This is a genomic window from Xanthomonas sp. LMG 12460 (genome assembly GCF_009192895.1).
GTDB lineage: Bacteria > Pseudomonadota > Gammaproteobacteria > Xanthomonadales > Xanthomonadaceae > Xanthomonas_A > Xanthomonas_A sontii.
Window position 1 is genome coordinate 24,834 of record NZ_NKUH01000011.1, and the last position, 17,998, is coordinate 42,831.

Annotated in this window: 14 protein-coding genes; 5 read left to right on the forward strand and 9 right to left on the reverse strand. The window is 68.3% G+C overall.

Annotation, left to right across the window (positions count from 1 at the left end; genetic code table 11):
* Positions 1-51: 51 nt before the first annotated feature.
* From CEK66_RS02450 to CEK66_RS02460, 3 genes are all read right to left on the reverse strand, one after another.
* A complete protein-coding gene (locus tag CEK66_RS02450; RefSeq protein WP_152235835.1) occupies positions 52-633 on the reverse strand; it encodes an LON peptidase substrate-binding domain-containing protein in 582 nt (193 codons plus the stop codon).
* Positions 634-661: 28 nt separating this feature from the next.
* Positions 662-2,101: a UDP-N-acetylmuramate:L-alanyl-gamma-D-glutamyl-meso-diaminopimelate ligase gene (gene mpl, locus CEK66_RS02455; RefSeq protein WP_152235836.1), complete on the reverse strand. Its 1,440-nt coding sequence runs from the start codon at positions 2,099-2,101 to the stop codon at positions 662-664.
* Between the two features lie 551 nt (positions 2,102-2,652).
* Complete coding sequence (locus CEK66_RS02460; protein ID WP_152235837.1) at positions 2,653-3,216, reverse strand: adenylate kinase; 564 nt, start codon at positions 3,214-3,216, stop codon at positions 2,653-2,655.
* Positions 3,217-3,361: 145 nt separating this feature from the next.
* Between CEK66_RS02460 and CEK66_RS02465 the strand changes: the two genes are divergently transcribed.
* Together CEK66_RS02465 and CEK66_RS02470 are read left to right on the forward strand one after the other, a co-directional pair.
* A complete protein-coding gene (locus tag CEK66_RS02465; RefSeq protein WP_152235838.1) occupies positions 3,362-4,618 on the forward strand; it encodes a 6-phosphofructokinase in 1,257 nt (418 codons plus the stop codon).
* Between the two features lie 190 nt (positions 4,619-4,808).
* The gene (locus CEK66_RS02470; protein ID WP_152235839.1) at positions 4,809-5,072 is read left to right on the forward strand and encodes a DUF6434 domain-containing protein; all 264 of its coding nucleotides are present in this window, start codon (positions 4,809-4,811) and stop codon (positions 5,070-5,072) included.
* 243 nt (positions 5,073-5,315) lie between these two features.
* Here the strand turns inward: CEK66_RS02470 and CEK66_RS02475 are convergent, their stop codons facing one another.
* A complete protein-coding gene (locus tag CEK66_RS02475) occupies positions 5,316-5,855 on the reverse strand; it encodes a hypothetical protein (RefSeq protein ID WP_152235840.1) in 540 nt (179 codons plus the stop codon).
* Positions 5,856-6,112: 257 nt separating this feature from the next.
* Between CEK66_RS02475 and CEK66_RS02480 the strand changes: the two genes are divergently transcribed.
* Positions 6,113-8,140 (forward strand): sodium-translocating pyrophosphatase, encoded by a 2,028-nt coding sequence (locus tag CEK66_RS02480; RefSeq protein WP_152235841.1) that lies wholly within the window; start codon positions 6,113-6,115, stop codon positions 8,138-8,140.
* A gap of 56 nt (positions 8,141-8,196) precedes the next feature.
* Here CEK66_RS02480 and CEK66_RS02485 read toward each other — a convergent pair whose 3' ends face one another.
* A complete protein-coding gene (locus tag CEK66_RS02485; protein WP_152235842.1) occupies positions 8,197-8,685 on the reverse strand; it encodes a hypothetical protein in 489 nt (162 codons plus the stop codon).
* Positions 8,686-8,883: 198 nt separating this feature from the next.
* On the opposite strand from CEK66_RS02485, the gene ppa reads away from it, so the two are divergent.
* Together ppa and CEK66_RS02495 are read left to right on the forward strand one after the other, a co-directional pair.
* Positions 8,884-9,417: an inorganic diphosphatase gene (ppa, locus tag CEK66_RS02490; RefSeq protein WP_017917485.1), complete on the forward strand. Its 534-nt coding sequence runs from the start codon at positions 8,884-8,886 to the stop codon at positions 9,415-9,417.
* A 158-nt stretch (positions 9,418-9,575) separates the two neighbouring features.
* A complete protein-coding gene (locus CEK66_RS02495; RefSeq protein ID WP_152235843.1) occupies positions 9,576-10,691 on the forward strand; it encodes an HDOD domain-containing protein in 1,116 nt (371 codons plus the stop codon).
* Between the two features lie 95 nt (positions 10,692-10,786).
* On the opposite strand, the gene CEK66_RS20520 is transcribed toward CEK66_RS02495, so the two are convergent.
* The 4 genes from CEK66_RS20520 to CEK66_RS02515 form a co-directional block, all read right to left on the reverse strand.
* The gene (locus CEK66_RS20520; protein ID WP_226978469.1) at positions 10,787-11,662 is read right to left on the reverse strand and encodes a hypothetical protein; all 876 of its coding nucleotides are present in this window, start codon (positions 11,660-11,662) and stop codon (positions 10,787-10,789) included.
* A 66-nt stretch (positions 11,663-11,728) separates the two neighbouring features.
* Positions 11,729-14,584, reverse strand: coding sequence for a TonB-dependent receptor (locus CEK66_RS02505; protein ID WP_152235844.1), 2,856 nt, complete (start codon positions 14,582-14,584; stop codon positions 11,729-11,731).
* Between the two features lie 49 nt (positions 14,585-14,633).
* Positions 14,634-15,530, reverse strand: coding sequence for a helix-turn-helix transcriptional regulator (locus CEK66_RS02510; RefSeq protein WP_017914327.1), 897 nt, complete (start codon positions 15,528-15,530; stop codon positions 14,634-14,636).
* Positions 15,531-15,650: 120 nt separating this feature from the next.
* Positions 15,651-17,966 (reverse strand): winged helix-turn-helix domain-containing protein, encoded by a 2,316-nt coding sequence (locus CEK66_RS02515; protein ID WP_193312544.1) that lies wholly within the window; start codon positions 17,964-17,966, stop codon positions 15,651-15,653.
* Positions 17,967-17,998 lie beyond the last annotated feature (32 nt).

Here is a 17,998-nt window from a genome sequence, read left to right on the forward strand (position 1 = left end):
GCCGCGCTCCACGTCAGGCCAGGACGGCGACACCGCCCTCGCCTGCCTCGCTCAGGGAATCCAGGCCAGCAACTGGTCCAGTCGCGCGTGCGGGTCGTCTTCCTGCAGCAGCGACAGGCGCTGGCGCTCGTCCAGCGGCAGCAGTTCGGCCATGCGCCAGCCGACCCAGGCGGCCTGGTCGAGCTGGCGCGGACCGGCCAGCGGATACACCGCGGCGGCCTGGTCGAGAATGCTGTCGAGCACGGTCGCCAACAGCGCATGCTGCGGACGCAGCTCGTCGTCGCCATCGGCCTCGCGCCATTCCACGTCGCCGACCACCAGGCCGTTGTCGCGGACCCGGCTGCGCAGCACGTGGAAGCGCCGCGCGCCGCGCAGGCTCAGCACCAGCACGCCATCGGCGCCGACATCGAAATCGACGATGCGCGCCTCGGTGCCGAACGCCGCCGGCACCGCCGGGGCGCCGGTTTCGCTGCCGTCCAGGATCAGGCAGACGCCGAAGCCGCTGTCGCTGCGCCCACATTCGCGGACCAGGTCCAGGTAGCGGCGCTCGAACACCCGCAGCTTGATCGAGGCGCCGGGCAGCAGCACCGCGTGCAGCGGGAACAGCGGCAGCGTGGTCCGCTGCGGGCTCACGCCTCGGCTCCGCCGTGCCCGGCAGCGCTCATTGCAGCGCGGCCAGGAAGCGCCGCGGCGCGCCGTCGAAGCCGCCGTTGGACATGAACACCACGTGGTCGCCGGTGCGCGCCTGTGCCTGCAGCGCGGCCAGCAGGGCGTCCACGTCGGGCGCCGCGCAGGCCTCGCCGCGCACCGCGGCGATCACCTTGCCCGCATCCCAGGCCAGCTCCGGCCGCTGCAGGAACAGCACCGCGTCGGCGGCCTCCAGCGACGGCGCCAGCGCTTCGGCATGCGCACCCAGCCGCATCGAATTGCTGCGCGGCTCCATCGCCACCACGATGCGCGCGGCACCGACCTTGGCGCGCAGGCCTTCGAGCGTGGTGCGGATGGCGGTGGGATGGTGGGCGAAGTCGTCGTACACGGTGATGCCCTGCGCCTGGCCGAGCACTTCCAGGCGCCGCTTGACGCTGCGGAAGCGCGCCAGCGCCGGCATCACCTGCGCCGGCGCCACGCCCACCGCATGGGCGGCGGCCAGCGCGGCCAGCGCGTTCATCACGTTGTGGCGGCCAAGCAGCGACCAGTCCACCTCGCCCAGTTCGCGGCCCTGGTGCAGCACCGCGAAGCGGCTGCCATCGGCGGCGATCAGACGCGCGCTCCAGTCGAAGCCGGGATCGAAGCCGAAGCGCTCCACCGGGGTCCAGCAGCCCATCGCCAGCACCTCGCGCAGGTGCGCGTCCTCGCCATTGACGATCAGCCGCCCGCGGCGCGGCACGGTCCGCACCAGATGGTGGAACTGGCGCTGGATCGCGGCGACGTCGGGGAAGATGTCGGCGTGGTCGTATTCGAGGTTGTTGAGGATCGCCACCAGCGGCCGGTAGTGCACGAACTTGCTGCGCTTGTCGAAGAACGCGGTGTCGTACTCGTCGGCCTCGACCACAAACAGCGGGCGGCCCGCCAGGGCCGGCCCCTGATGTCCTTCTCCCTCCGGGAGAAGGTGGCGCGCAGCGCCGGATGAGGGTTCGGCGACCGGCAACCCCAGCCGCGCGGACACGCCGAAATCCTCGGCCACCCCGCCGATCAGGAAGCCCGGTTCGCGCCCCGCCGCCTGCAGCAACCAGGTCAGGATGCTGGTGGTGGTGGTCTTGCCGTGGGTGCCGGCCACGGCCAGGGTGTCGCGCCCCGGCAGCACCTGTTCGCTCAACCATTGCGCACCCGAGGTGTAGGCGCGCCCGGCGTCGAGCACCGCCTCCACCGCCGCGTTGCCGCGCGACAGCGCGTTGCCGACGATCACCTGGTCGCAGTCCGCGGCGATGTGCTCGGGCAGGTAGCCCTGCTTCAGCGCGATGCCCAGGTGTTCCAGCTGTGTGGACATCGGCGGGTAGATCGCCTGGTCGCTGCCCTCGACCGCATGGCCGAGTTCGCGCGCCAGCGCGGCGACACCGCCCATGAACGTACCGGCGATGCCGAGAATATGGATCTTGCTCATGGCCGGATTGTCGCCGATCCCCCGGCGCACGCAAACCGGCGCAGGTGCGGCCGTTGGCCGTGGCAGGCAGGCCGTGGGACCGATCCGGGGCAATCGTGGCGCGGCGCCGTCAAGTAGGGAATCCCCCACATCCACTGAGGAAAGTCCCCGATAGGCAAGTCGGGAGCCGACGCCGAGAATGAACGGGCCAGCCTCGACACCCTGTGGTTCTACTCCCCAAGAGACCATCCCCAAGGGAGCTCATGTCGTGGGGCTCTGAGCAAGCCCGTTCGCTGGCATCTTCTTTCCCCGATCCCGGCCCTCCATTGGCAGGCGGGATGCGCGCCCACGGTGGCTACTCGCTGTGCGCAGCGCAGCAGGACATGTCCTTACGTCGCTTTAGCGCCGCAGGAGCGGCTTCAGCCGCGACGGGCCTTAGCAGGTATGCGTGTCGCGGCGGAAACCGCTCGTACGGGCAGACGTGGCGCGTCGTGACGGGAGGCGCACCGCCACCGGTACGGCGCCGTCTGCACGACCGGCGCCCGCAGCGGGCGCCGGCGTGCCGTGCCGCCTCAGCGGCCGATCGCCGCCAGGATGCGGGCGAGCACCTCGTCCAGCGAGCCGACGCCATCGACCCGCGCCAGCGTGCCGCGCTTGTCGTAGAAGCCGATCACCGGCGCGGTCGAATCGGTGTAGACCTGCAGGCGCTTGCGCACCGACTCGGGATTGTCGTCCTCGCGGCCTTCGGCCTTGGCGCGGCCGGCGATGCGCTCGACCAGCAGTTCGTTGGCCACGTCCAGCTGCACCACCGCGTCCAGCGGCTGGCCGAGCTTGACCAGCAGTTCGTCCAGCGCGCCGGCCTGGGCCAGGTTGCGCGGGTAGCCGTCGAGGATGAAGCCATTGCGCACGTCGTCGCGGCCGAGGCGCGATTCGAGCATGCCCAGCAGGATGTCGTCGGAGACCAGGTCGCCGCGCGCCATCACTTCCTTGGCCTGCACGCCCAGCGGGGTGCCGGCGGCGACTTCGGCGCGCAGCAGATCGCCGGTGGAAATGTGCGGGATCTGCAGCTTGTCCTTCAGGCGGGCCGCCTGCGTGCCCTTGCCCGATCCGGGCGGTCCCAACAGAACCAATCGCATCAACCTGACTCCTCGAGGAAAGTACCGTGCGCGGCCGGCGGCGTTAGACTCGGGGGCCACGCCTGCGCTGCACCGCTAGAGCCCCAGCTTACCGCATCCAGGCAATGTCCCGGCAATGTCCCCACCCCAGGAGCGAACCCCGACCATGGCCCAAGGCACCCTGCTGTACGCCCAGTCCGGCGGCGTCACCGCCGTCATCAACGCCAGCGCCGCCGCCGTCATCGGCGAAGCGCGGGCGCGCAAGGTCAAGGTGCTGGCCGCGCGCAACGGCATCCTCGGCGCGCTGCGCGAGGACCTGATCGACACCTCCAAGGAGTCGGCGGCGGCGATTGCCGCGCTGGCCCATACGCCCGGCGGCGCGTTCGGCTCGTGCCGCTACAAGCTCAAGTCGCTGGAAGCCGACCGCGCCAAGTACGAGCGCCTGCTGCAGGTACTGCAGGCGCACGACGTGCGCTACTTCCTCTACAACGGCGGCAACGATTCGGCCGACACCGCGTGGAAGGTGTCGCAGCTGGCGCAGGCGTTCGGCTACCCGCTGCACTGCATCGGCGTGCCCAAGACCATCGACAACGACCTGGCTGTCACCGACACCTGCCCGGGCTTCGGCTCGGCGGCCAAGTACACCGCGGTGTCGGTGCGCGAGGCGGCGCTGGACGTGGCGGCGATGGCGGAGACCTCGACCAAGGTATTTGTCTACGAGGCCATGGGCCGCCATGCCGGCTGGCTGGCCGCCGCGGCCGGACTGGCCGCGCAATCGCCGGACGACGCGCCGCAGATCATCCTGTTCCCCGAACGCGCCTACGACGAGGCCGCCTTCCTGGCGCAGGTGCGCAAGGTGGTGGACAAGGTCGGCTGGTGCGTGGTGGTGGCCAGCGAAGGCATCCAGACCGCCGACGGCCGCTTCGTCGCCGATGCCGGCGGCGGCACCGATGCGTTCGGACACAGCCAGCTCGGCGGCGTGGCGTCCTACCTGGCCGGCAAGGTCAAGGCCGAACTCGGCTACAAGGTGCACTGGACCCTGCCCGACTACCTGCAGCGTTCGGCCCGCCACCTCGCCTCGCGCACCGACTGGGAGCAGGCGCAGGCGGTCGGCAAGGCCGCGGTGCAGTTCGCGCTGAAGGGCATGAACGCGGTGATGCCGGCGATCGTGCGCAGCAGCGATGCGCCGTACCGCTGGAAGATCGAGGCGGCACCACTGCACAAGGTCGCCAACCACGAGAAGAAGATGCCAGCCGGTTTCCTGCGCAAGGACGGCTTCGGCATCACCGAGAAGGCGCGCCGCTATCTGCAGCCGCTGATCCGCGGCGAGGCGCCGCTGCCCTACGGCACGGATGGGCTGCCCAAGTACGTGGCGCTGAAGAACGTGGCGGTGAAGAAGAAGCTGCCGGCCTGGGAGGGCTGACAGCGCGGGCGCACGATCGGCATGACGTCATCGGCGCATGCCGTCGCGCGCGGGATGTCGCCGTTGGCGCCAGCCTCTGCAGGCGCTGCGCCGGACGATCGGGGGACGCGACAGGACGCTGCAGGGATCCTGACGCATCCACCACGGATGTCGGATTGCCTGCAGCTTGAGAGAAGACGAGGCCACCAGGATGCGCGACACGCACGAAGACCCAAGCAGCGCGTGCGGCCACGTGCGCTTCGATTGGCACAGCGACCCAATCACCCGTGCGACGCCGGTGGACGAGCACTATCGCAACACACAGAACGTGCGCCGCTTCCTCGTGACCATGTGCGGCGACGGCTTCGCGTTCGATCGCGCGTTCATGGCCTGGATCAGGAATGGCGTCGCCAAGACCATGGGCGACGTCGCCGACGAATGGCAGCGACGGCACACCGGCACCTTGCCGACCTGAGGCACCGCGCGCGCCGCATGCGACGGATCGGCGACGGTCAAGAACTGCGACAGCAACGCAAAGCGCAAAGCCGCCAAGCCTGTCCTGGATCCTGCTTTACGCAGGCATCCAGGGATCGCATGCGCCGTGCCTGTGCGGCCTGACGACAGCCACATCACCGTCGCGCATACGTACCGCCGATCGCAGCCGCCCTGCCTGCGCGATGCAGGCGTGACGGCCGAGGCGGCTCGACAATCCTCCCGCTCAGCGGCAGGCCTTGCCTTCCACCGTCATCTGCGCGGTGAACTGCGGCACCTGCGGGACCTTGCCGGCGGCCGCCTGCTGCTTGGCCTCTTCCAGATAGATCCGCGACTGGCCCTGACCATCGCGCTCGGTGTTCAGCGCCACCGGCTTGCGCCACACCCGCACCACCGCCTGCTGCGACGGACAGGCGGCGCTGGGCACGCGGATCAGATCGTTGAACTTCCAACCGGTGGCCTCGCTGGGCCTGGCCTGGTCGAACTCGACCAGCCTGGCGCGCGGCTGGCAGGTCGGGCTGCTGCGCACCGCGGAGAAGCGGTAGGGCTGCGCCGCATCGCCGGTGTACTCGCCCTCGAAGCGCACGCAGGCCTCGGGGATCTGGCGGATGGTATGCACCACGCCCACCGCCTGCGGCGCGCTGGCCGGGCGCTGCAGTTCCGGGGTCGGGTCGGCGGCTGCAGCGGCCAGCGGCGCCAGCGCACACAGGCCGAGGGCCAGGATCGAGGCGCGTGCGCGCAGCCTTGGGGAAATCGTCGATTGCATCGGAGGGCTCCTGGGAAGCGATGCGCCACGCTGCCACGCACAGACTGAACCGCACGCCAAAAGTGAGACGCCCTGCCTGGTCGCTGGCGGCATCACGGAGGCAGGCGCATACTCGCCCACGTTCAGGCCAGATGACATTGCGATACGCACCAGCGGCGCGCGTTGTGGCCGCGGAGTCGTTGCATGCTTCAGCTCCTACGGTGTGATCCCCCGGTATGTCCAGCGCTTGGGCGCCATCCACATCCTTGGGAGGGGTCATGCTGGAACGATATGCGGTCACCGTGGCACTGGCGTGCGCGGCTCTGGCGGTGCTCTACGGCATCGTCTCCACGCGCTGGATCCTGGCGCAGCCCGCCGGCAACGAACGCATGCGGCAGATCGCCGATGCGATCCAGGAAGGCGCCCGCGCCTACCTCAACCGCCAGTACCTGACCATCGCCATCGCCGGCGCGGTCCTGCTGGTGCTGGTCGGGGTGTTCCTGAGCTGGTACACCGCCGGCGGCTTCGCGATCGGCGCGGTGCTGTCCGGGGTCGCCGGCTACATCGGCATGAACCTGTCGGTGCGCGCCAACGTGCGTACCGCCGAAGCGGCGCGGCGCGGGCTGGCGCCGGCGATGGCGGTCGCGTTCCGCGGCGGCGCGATCACCGGGATGCTGGTGGTCGGGCTGGGCCTGATCGGCGTAGCCGGCTACTACGGCCTGCTGCAATGGCTGGGACACAGCGTCGGCGACAGCCTGCATGCGCTGGTCGGCCTGGCCTTCGGCAGTTCGCTGATCTCGATCTTCGCGCGCCTGGGCGGTGGCATCTTCACCAAGGGCGCCGACGTCGGCGCGGACCTGGTCGGCAAGGTCGAGGCCGGCATTCCCGAGGACGATCCGCGCAACCCGGCGGTGATCGCCGACAACGTCGGCGACAACGTCGGCGACTGCGCCGGCATGGCCGCCGACCTGTTCGAGACCTACGCGGTCACGGTGATCGCGACGATGCTGCTGGGCGGGCTGATGGCCGCCGAGGCCGGGCGCAACGCGGTGCTGTATCCGCTGGTGCTGGGCGGAGTGTCGATCGTCGCCTCGATCGTCGGCACCTTCTTCGTGCGCGTGCGCCCGGGCGGTTCGATCATGGGCGCGCTGTACAAGGGCGTGGTGGTCTCGGCGGTGCTGGCGGCGCTGGCGTTCTGGCCGGTGACCCAGCAACTGATGGGCGACACCGCCGCCGGTGCCGGCAAGCTCTACGGCTGCGGGCTGATCGGCCTGGCGCTGACCGGGCTGATCGTGTGGATCACCGAGTACTACACCGGCACCCAGTACAAGCCGGTGCAGCACGTGGCGCAGGCCTCGACCACCGGCCATGGCACCAACATCATCGCCGGGCTCGGCATCTCGATGAAGTCCACTGCGCTGCCGGTGATCGCGGTGTGCGCCGCGATCTGGGGCGCGTTCGCGCTGTCGGGCCTGTACGGCATCGCCATCGCCGCCACCGCGATGCTGTCGATGGCCGGCATGATCGTGGCGCTGGACGCGTACGGCCCGATCACCGACAACGCCGGCGGCATCGCCGAAATGGCGGAACTTCCGCCGGAGGTGCGTGCGGTCACCGACCCGCTGGACGCGGTCGGCAACACCACCAAGGCCGTGACCAAGGGTTATGCGATCGGCTCGGCGGCGCTGGCGGCGCTGGTGCTGTTCGCCGACTACACCCACAACCTGCGCGCCGCGCACCCCACCGAAACCTTCGCCTTCGATCTATCGGACCATACGGTGATCATCGGCCTGCTGATCGGCGGCCTGATCCCCTACCTGTTCGGCGCGATGGCGATGGAAGCGGTCGGCCGTGCCGCCGGCGCGGTGGTGGAGGAAGTGCGGCGGCAGTTCCGCGAGATCGCCGGCATCATGCAGGGCACCGGCAAGCCGCAGTACGACCGCGCGGTGGACATGCTGACCCGCTCGGCGATCCGCGAAATGATCGTGCCCTCGTTGCTGCCGGTGGCGGTGCCGATCGTGGTCGGCCTGTTGCTGGGCCCGCGCGCGCTCGGCGGCCTGCTGATCGGCACCATCGTCACCGGGCTGTTCGTGGCCATCTCCATGACCACCGGCGGCGGCGCCTGGGACAACGCCAAGAAGTACATCGAGGACGGCCATTTCGGCGGCAAGGGCAGCGAGGCGCACAAGGCCGCGGTGACCGGCGACACCGTCGGCGACCCGTACAAGGACACCGCCGGCCCGGCGATCAATCCGCTGATCAAGATCATCAACATCGTGGCGTTGCTGCTGGTGCCGCTGCTGTAGCCACACGCGCAGCGGGCATCGGCGACATGCCGGCGCCTGCTGCGCGTCCTTTGCCGCTACAGGCAGTCGATCAGGCCGTCGTTGATGCTGTGCTCGCTGTGCGGCAGCGGCGCGAACAGCGGCCGCTCGCCCGACAGCGCCGCATACAGCGCGTGCAGCCGGGTCTGCGGCTGAAGCGGGGTCCGGCAGTGCCATAGCCGCGCATCGACCACGACCCGGCCGGTGTCCGCATCGATACTGGCCTCGCTGGCGCCGAAGCTCCAGATGCACTCCCCGATCACCCCGTCGCGCTGGCGCACCGAGCAGCGATAGCGCAGCGGCCGGTAGTCGCTGTAGTCGCCTTCGCAGAAGGTGTCGCCGCAGAGCTGGTCGAAGTCGTGCGCCAACCGTTGCTCCAGGTCGGCGAACGCCTCCCAGCCCTCGCCCGGGGCGGGATAGTCCATCGCATCCACGTAGGCCGGTTGCGCCTGCTGCGCCTGCGCACCGCCGCAGGCCAGGACCAGCACCGCCAGCAGCGGCAGCATCGATTGCCGGATTCCGTTCATCGTCTTGCTCCTTGGGTGGGGACAGTGGCCACAGGGTCGCCGCCGCCCGATTCCGGCACCATCGGAATGCGCCCCATGCGGGCCGGTATGGAGTCTGAAACCGCTGTAGGAATCCTCCGAACCGCCGTGCGCTGCATTGCAACAGCCAACCGACTAGAATGCCTGCCTCTTTAGAAGCCACTCCACTGGAGCTAGCGCATGGGTCTGGAACTGGTCACCTCCGGCAAGAACCTGCCGGAAGAAATCAACGTCGTCATCGAAATCCCGAAGGATTCCGAGCCGGTCAAGTACGAAGTGGACAAGGCCAGCGGCGCCATCTTCGTCGACCGCATCCTCTCCACCCCCATGCGCTACCCGTGCAACTACGGCTACGTGCCCAACACCCTGTGCGGCGACGGCGACCCGGCCGACGTGCTGGTGGTGCTGCCGCTGCCGCTGGTGCCCGGCTGCGTGGTGCGCTGCCGCCCGGTCGGCGTGCTGAAGATGAGCGACGAGGCCGGCAGCGACGAGAAGATCCTGGCGGTGCCGGTGGCCAAGGTGTTCCAGGGCTATGCGCATATCGAGGACATCACCCAGGTGTCCGGCCACTGGATGGAGCGCATCGGCCACTTCTTCGAGCACTACAAGGACCTGGAGAAGGGCAAGTGGGTCAAGCTCGACGGCTGGGGCAACGCCGAGGAAGCCAAGCGCATCCTGCGCGAGTCCGTGACCCGCTTCGAAGCCGGCGCCTGAGCCGCCGCCACGGCGGGGCGCCGCCGCCCCGCCGTGGCTGATCCGTTTCACGTTTTGCCGTTGCCGGGGCGCCGCCCTTCGGGGTTTGCGGTACATTGCGCCATGGCATCACCGAGCCCGGTCCGTCCGCGATCCGGCTCTTCTTGGGGGACAGACTCTTGCGCATCCTGTTCGTCGGCGACGAAGCCAGCCTTCCGTCCGAAGTCACTGAATACATTCGCGATCTTGGCGACGACTGGCAGGTCCAGAGCGTTGCCGACGGCAATGCCGCGATCGCCGCGGCGGCCACGGTGCGCCTGGATGCGGTGATCGCCGCGCCGACGCTGCCGGACCTGACCACCGCCACCCTGCTCGGCCAGATCCGCACGCTGAGCCCGGAAACCATCCGCATCGCGCTGATCGAGGCCGAACAGAGCAATCGCGCGCCGCCGGCGCGGATCATCGGCGTGGCCCACCGGTTCCTGCCGCTGCCGCTGTCCCCGGAAATGCTGCTGGAGGCGGTCACCAGCCTGGAGGAACTGCAGGAACTGCTGGGCAACCCGCGCCTGCGTTCCAGCATCGGCCGCATCGAGAAGCTGCCTTCGCCGCCGCATCTGTACCTGAGCCTGATGCATGCGCTGGAGCAGGACGAGGGCAGCAACGCCGCCGACCTGGCCAAGCTGGTCTCGGCCGACCCGGCGATCGCGGCCAAGGTGCTGCAGCTGTGCAACTCGGCGTTCTTCTCCAACGGCCGCACCATTTCCGACCTGCGTACCGCCGTGACCCGGCTCGGCACCGCCACACTGCGCGACCTGGTCCTGGCCAGCGAAGTGTTCTCGGTGCAGGCGCTGTCCAACGCCGAGCGCAACGCGCTGCAGCAGCGCTCGCTGCTGGCGTCCAAGCTGGCCGCGAAGATGCTGCCGGCCTCCAGCGTGGAACTGGGTTCGACCGCGGCGCTGCTGGCCGACATCGGCCTACTGCTGCCGGGCGTGCGCGACGAGCGCGAGCCGCCCACCGATGCCAACGACACCCGGCCGGGCCACGCCGAAGCCGGTGCCTACCTGCTGGGCCTGTGGGGCCTGCCGATGCCGATCATCGAGGCGGTGGCCTTCCATCGCCAGCCACAGCGTTCCAGTACCCGCAGCTTCTGGGTCACCGGCGCGGTGCACGTGGCGATGGCGATGGCCAGCGGCTCGGAGGTCGACGAGGAGTACCTCTCCAAGACCGGCATGCTCAACAAGCTGCCGAGCTGGCGCGAGCATGCCGAGAACCTGATGGGACTGACCTCGGCGTAGGAATCATCATCCTATGCACGAAAAATTTGATCTCCGCGGAAAATAAACGCAAAAAAACGGCCACAAGGCCCGTCTTTTTTAACAGGGGATAAGACTTACTGCGTTCTATACTGAACGAGGCAAACTTGCTGCACGCCGGATCCGCTGCAACTGATGGCGCGAACCGAGCCACCTTGGGAGCCGACGACTTTGATTGTGGCGCCTAAACTTTGCATGTGCTCGGCCATGCGGTTCAAATTTTCACCACCATAATCCGTCCAATCCCCCTGAACCTCCTGGATATCACTGGGAATAAGCTGCCCAGCGCCGGTACGCGCACTACCGGGCTCCGTATTTCCATTCTGATTTTCAAGATTGACAATGATTGTCACATAAGACCCATCCTTGAAAACCACCTTGTACATTATCCGTGCCTGATCACGCAGCCCGGTGTAGTTGGATGCCAACTGCAACAAGTCAGTCATTGCCGTAAGGACATTGGCGCCAACGACTGAAGATATAACATTTACATTACCGGTCGCCGATTCGATCATCGCCCTCAAATTAGCGTCCCGAACGAATTCGTATGCGGTCTTGCTAGCAGCATCGGGGTTAAGTCCAAGCATGCTGACCGGAACATTGTAAGTAGGGCGTATTGTTCCACCACCGCTAACATAAAGTTCGTGAGCACGTCTCACTTCCTCGGAAGCACCCGGCGGCGGCGTCTGTTTACGAACGACCGGATTCGCCGCAGTTGTCGTGCGGAGCGGAACTCCACCACCGCCGCCACCAGATCCCACGTACCACTGCTGGATCTTGTTTCCACTCACGCTGTACACAATGTGCGTACCCGCGCCGCGATTTACGGCTTCTGCGCGAAAATCCCCATCATCCTGACAGCTTTCACATCGAATCGCAGCAGCTTCGGCCGAAGGACCGTAGAACGTTCCAGCACCAACAGCAACCACGCCAATCAGAAAATGTCTAATCACGATAAAATCCTTTTTTAAGAAAAAAGCATGGCGAGCCTTGGCCCGCCATGCGCTAGTTCAATCAAATCAGAAGCGCTGGGTGTACTTCATGTACACGTAGCGACCGATGTCGAAGCCGCCGTAGTAGGCGAAGCTGCTGTCCGGGGCCGAGTACATCAGCGGACCGCGGTGGTCGAACACATTGTTCGCACCGATGGCGATCGTCGCGTCCCACGGCGCCTTCCAGTTGACCTGCAGGTCGTGGAAGGTGTTGGAACCGGTGTGACGCAGCGGATCGGCTTCGCCATTGGCGAAGTGGTCCGGCGCATCGCAGTAGTCAGCGGCGCGCGAGATGCACTTTTCCTTCATGCCAGAGTAGTAGCGCAGGGTGTAGTTCACACCGAAGTCGCCCATCGTCCAGTTCACGCCCAGGTTGGAACGCAAGCGGAAGATGCCCGGAGTACCGACACTGCCGATGGTGATGTTGTCGCCCGCGGCGTTCTGGCCGGCTTCGTCGTACTTGCTGACGTAGCTGGTCTGCCAGTCGATCATGATCTTGCCGAACGCCATTTCCGGCAGACGGTAGCGGATGCCCAGATCGTAGCCTTCGGTCTCCATCTGGCCGAGGTTGGCCACACCGTAGGTCATCGCCGAGATGTGGCCGTCGGCGGCGCGGGTCACGCCGGCGCAGCGCTCGGCATTGCCCAGCACGTAGCAGTCGCGCAGGATGCGGTCGACGCTATCGGCGATGATCATGTCCTTGATCTCGTAGCGGTACCAATCCAGCGAGATGTCCAGGCCCTGCACCCAGCGCGGGCTCCACACCAGACCGGCGGTCTTGCTGGTGGAGGTCTCCGGACGCAGGTTCGGGTTGGAGCCGCTGATGAACTCGTCCGGGGTCTGGCAAGGAAGGGTCGAACACGGCACGTAGCCCTGGCCCAGCTGGGTGTAGCCGACCGGCACGCCGGCCGCGCTGCACGCCGCATTGCCGTTGACGCTGTTCGGCGCACCCACGCCGCACGGATCGATGTACGACTCGAAGCTGCTGTTCAGGCCGCCGTACAGATCGCTGATCGTCGGGGCGCGGAAGCCCTCGGCGTAGGTGCCACGGACCAGCAACTCGTCGATCGGCTTCCAGGTGAAGCCGAACTTGGAGTTCACCGTGTCGCCGAAGTTGCTGTAGTCGGAGTAGCGGCTGGCCAGGTTCAGGGTCAGCTGCTTGGCGAACGCCATGTCGGCCAGGATCGGCACGTTCAACTCGAGGTAGAACTCGTCCAGATCGTAGTTGCCGGAGGTGGTCTTGGCGCCCAGGCCGGTGCTCTCACCCGACTGCGCGAAGGCGTCCGGCGAGAAGCGGCCTTCTTCCTTGCGGTGCTCGTAGCCGACCGCGATGCCGAGGTCGCCTGCCGGCAACGTCGCCAGGGTACCGCTCAGGTTGGCGGTGTAGCTGGTGGTCTTGGTCAGGCCGGTATCGGTGAAGTACGGGAACAGGAACGCCTGGGTGTCCGCATCGGCCAGCGAACCCGGGCCAGCCACGCCGTACGGCAGCAGCGGGTTCCACGGGCGGCAGGCGCTCAGCGACACCGGCGCGGCGGCGGTACCGCACTGGGCGACGCCATTGGCGTTGATGAAGGACGAACCCAGCGCCTGGCGCGCCGCGATCAGGCTCATGTCGCCGTGACCGGTCTTGGTGCTCTCGTTGCGGTTCCACAGCGCACCGACGTCCCAGTCCCAGCTCTTGTCGGCGAACTCGAAGGAGCCGCTGATGGTCGGCGCGAAGCGCGTGGTCTTCAGCTTGCTCTCGGTGGTACGCGGCACTTCCCAGAGGCGGCGGCGGAAGTCGATGTCCTGGCCGATCGGGTTGAACGCGCTGTCGCCGGCCAGCGGGGTGCCGAACGCGGCGGACTGGTACGGATAGCCGGCGATCTGCTGATCGGTGGTGCGCTCGTTGTAGAGCACGTCGGCGTTGAAGACGATGGAGTCGGTCAGGTCGTAGTTGGCGTTGGCGAACACCGACTTACGCTCGATGCCGGTCTGCACCATCATCTGCTGGTTGGAGTTGGCGCGCTCGGCCGCCGTCAGCGGGTGGTAGTCGGCCGGATTGTTCGGGTTGCCGCCCTGGTTCAGCGTCTGCCACACAGCGACTTCCGGATCCGAGCAATCCACGGTCAGCGGGTTGCACCAGCTGCCGTTCTGGCTGATCGGACTCCAGCCGCTCGGCGTCGAGTTCGGGCCACGGCTGCCGTCGCGGCTGAACCAACGGTTCTTGGCGAACACCGGATCCTGCTTGGAATACTCGGCGGTCAGCGCCACGCCACCGCGCTCGCCCTGGGTGCCGATGGTGAAGGAGTACTGCGAGGTCTTGCCGTCGCCTTCGCCGAACTGGCCGAACTCGGCCGAGACTTCGGCGCCGTCGAAGCGCTTGCGGGTGATGACGTTGACCACGCCGGCAATGGCGTCGGAGCCGTAGATCGACGAGGCGCCGTCCTTCAGCACTTCGATGCGCTCGATCGCCGCCATCGGCACCTGGCTCAGGTCCTGCAGGCCGGAGGTGGTCGCGCCCAGGCGCTTGCCGTTCAACAGCACCAGGGTACGCTCGGCACCGAGGTTGCGCAGGTCGACGTAGTAACCGCCGACGTTTTCGCCGGACGCCAGCGCGTCGGCGCGCGAGATCGCCGGCGAGCCGGCCGAGGTCAGGTTCTGCAGCACGTCGGCGACCGAGGTGTAGCCCTGGCGCTCCAGCGCCTGGCGGTCCAGGGTCAGGATCGGCTGCTGGGTTTCGACGTCGGCGCTGCGGATGCGCGAACCGGTGATTTCGATCCGGTCCAGCGTGGTGGTGGACGAGGCGGCGGCTTCTTGCGCGCCGGCAATCGCCGGCGTCAACGCGATCGCGATGCTGGCGGGCAGCAAGCCCAGCCGCACTGCGGGAGTGCGAAGGTTCATCAATCTCTCCAGGGTAACGTTAGGGGCGTGTTAAGACGCCCTCGGCACGTTACGTTCCGGTGAGCGCGGCTGCTTTGCCGCTGTCGCCTGCAGACTTTGCCGATTCTGGCGGCACGGCGCTGCCATGGCGATATTGCGAGGCGGAGACACCGAAGCGTGCGCGGAACGCCCGCGCGAAGCTGCAGCAGTTGTCGAATCCGCTGGCGGCGGCCACCTCGCCGATCATCATCGTGGTGTCGCGCAACAGGTCCGCCGCGCGCTCCAGGCGCAGGCGCGCCGACAACGCCTGCGGGCTTTCCTCGTACAGGCTCTGGAACGTCTTAGACAGGTACCAGCCGGAGAAGTTGGTCAGCTCGGCCAGTTCGCTGATCCGCACCACGCGGTCGCGATGGCCGTCCAGATACAGCCGCGCACGCTGCATGCGCCCGAACACCTGGCGCTTGCGCATCCGCGAGCGCCCGGGACAACGCTGCACGCGGCGCGACAACTCGCCCTGCATGGAGGCCAGATGCAGCAGCACCGGCCGCATCGCCAACGCATCGCCGGGCCGCGCCGCCGCCTGTCGCCACAGGCGCAAGGCGGTCCGCGTCTCGCGCAGCGACAACTCGCCGCGCCCCGCATACAAGGTCTCGTCGGCCATCCGGCCCAAGGCCTTCAGCGCCTCGCCATCCAGGCTCAGACCGATGCACAGGCCGTCGCGGTCGGTCTGCAGCATCGGCCGCGAGTCGCGTTCGAAGGCCAGCCACTGGCCGCGGCGCAGGGCGAAACGCCCCTCCTTGGCCTCGATCCAGGCGCTGCCACGCAACTGCAGCCAGACCGTGAAGGCATTCGCCGAGGCCTGCACGCTGGCCAGGCGCGCCGCGCCCAGGCAGGCCGGACCCGCCGGCGCGTCGTCGGCGTCCAGCACCAGTTGTTGTCCATGATCGACCAGGAAAGATTGCCGCATCCGAGCACCTGCTTGACGTAAACCGGTGCGCAGTCTTTGCCGAATGTGGCCGCAGGTCAGGACGTCTTGGCGATAGTTGTCCGAAATCGCCACGTCGCCCTTACGAACAACTTACGAAGCCTATTTTTCCTTCCGGATCAGCCAGTTGTGCGAGATGGTCGAGAACCATTCCGGCTGCTCGTGCACGCGCATGAAGCCGATCTCGCTGCCATCCTCGACCGCCAGTGCCACATAGGCGTCGCCACTGCGCGGATCGATGCTGAAGCCGTTGACCGCACTGAAGTGGTCGCGGTCCAGGCACACGCTTGCAGCGAGGCCACCGTCGATCCGCGCCATGCGGCTGGCGCATTCGCCGGTCTGGAACAGGTAATGCACCGCACCCTCGGGGCCCAGCGCCCAACTGCGGTAGCGCCACAGCGACGGCAGGCCGTCGTCCACGACACGCACGCTGGCCAGGTCCAGGCTGGCATCGACGCGCCACAGGCCGCTGCGCGCGAGCCGGGTGAACAGGATCTCCCCAGTGGCAGGATCAGCGCGGACCTGGGAAACATCCGGCAAGGTCGCCAAGGGCCGCCAGGGCACCGCGCGCCGGTCGTACAACTGCAGGCGGGTGCGGCCGTTCTCGCCCAGCAGGACCAGCAGTTGACCGGGTTCGGCGGTGTACAACGCCTGCAGCGGCTCGCCGGCCGGCACCGGCAAGGCCGCCACACTGCCGGATTGCGGCCGGACCTCATAGATCGCCGAATGCCCCTGCGCATCGCGGCCGCTGACCAGCAGCGCCTGGCTGTCGGCCGACCACGCCAAGGGCTGCCGGGTCTCCGGCCGCACGCCCTCGATCAGCCGCAACGAGGTCGGCTGGCGCACATCGCCCCACCACAGCGCGTAGCTGCCGTCGCGATCGGAGGTGAAGGCGAGTTGGCGCCCGTCGGGCGCGATGCTCGGCTGGCCGTCGCGGCCGGTGGACGCGAACAGCCGCTGGCGCTCGCGCGGCACATCCGCCGCTCCCGCCCGGATGCGGTACACGGCGAACTGCGGACGCCGGTGCACGAACGCCAGGCTGCCGCCGTCGCGCGCCAGCCGCGGCGCCTGCGCATCGCTCAACCCCAGGTCGCGCAGGCGCCGGGTCTGGGTGTCCAGCCGGTATAGCCGGGTCTCGCCATCGACGCGGCGCCCGAACACGATGCCCTGCCCGTCGCGCGCCCAGTCCCAGCCGCGGATTTCGGCAAATTCATGGGTCAACGGCTCGGCGGTGCCGCCGGCCGCCGGCATCCGCCACAGCCCGCCCATCTGCGGATTGCGCACGAAGGCGATCCATTTGCCGTCCGGCGAGTAACGCGGCGCGTAATCGAAATCGCCGGCGGCGACCGGATAATCCAGCGCCGTCCAGCGCCCGCTGCCCAGATCCAGCACGCGGATGCCGCGCGCCGGCTGACGCCCGTTCATGCTGCCGAACACCAGGCCGCGGCCATCCGGCGTCCAGTCGAAGCTGAGCAATTCGCTGTCGTCGCAGCGCGCGACCTCGCGCGCGGGCGTGCGCCCGTCGGTCTGCACCAGCATCACCCGGCACTGGCGGTCGGCACCGAGTCGGGCGAAGGCGATGTGCGTGCCGTCGGGCGACCAGGCGGGCAGGCGGTCGGAGGCGCCGCGGGCCGGGACGCCCAGCGAGCGCGGGGGCGTACTGCCGGCAGCGCCGCTGGTCGGCTGGATGAGCAGCTGGGTGCCATCGCTGCCGGTGGCGCGTGCGGCATAGGCCACCTGCGCGCCATCCGGAGACAGCGCCGGCTCCAGCTTGAACCCGGACATGGCGGTGATCAGCCGGTACGGCCGCTTGGGGCTGCCCAGCACGCGTTCCTGCTCGGCACTGTCGGCGGGCACGGCCTCGGGGCGCGCGAACCACCACCAGCAGGCCAGCGCCAGCACCAGCATCGACGCCGCACCGGCGGCGGCGGCGAGCCATGACGGCGCGCGCCGCCGCGCCGCAGGGGCGATGGCCGGAACACGCGCCGCAGCCGTCTCCGCGGCGACGTCCGTGTCCAGCGATGGAGCCGCCGCCGCGCCCGCCTCGGCCTCGACATCCGGCAAGGCCTGCACCGGTGCCACCAGGCGGTAGCCGGTCTTGGCCAGGGTCTCGATGTACACCGGCGCCTCGCCGCGCGCGCCGGCCGCGAACGCCTTGCGCAACTGGGTGATGGCCTGCGTCACCACATCGTTGGTCGGCTGCGTGTCCGGCCAGACCTGCGCCAACAGCGCCTCGCGCTCCACCACTTGACCCGGCTGCGCCAGCAACACCCGCAGCACACCCATCGCCTTGGGCGTGAGCCGTTGCGGCCGGCGCGCGCGCGGCGCATGCACTTCCCGCAAGGACAGCAGCACCAGACAATCGCCGACCTGCATCCGTTGCGGAAGCGTCGATGTGGCGGACGATGAAGAAGACATGGTGTTGGACAACGAAGAAAACGCCGTGACGG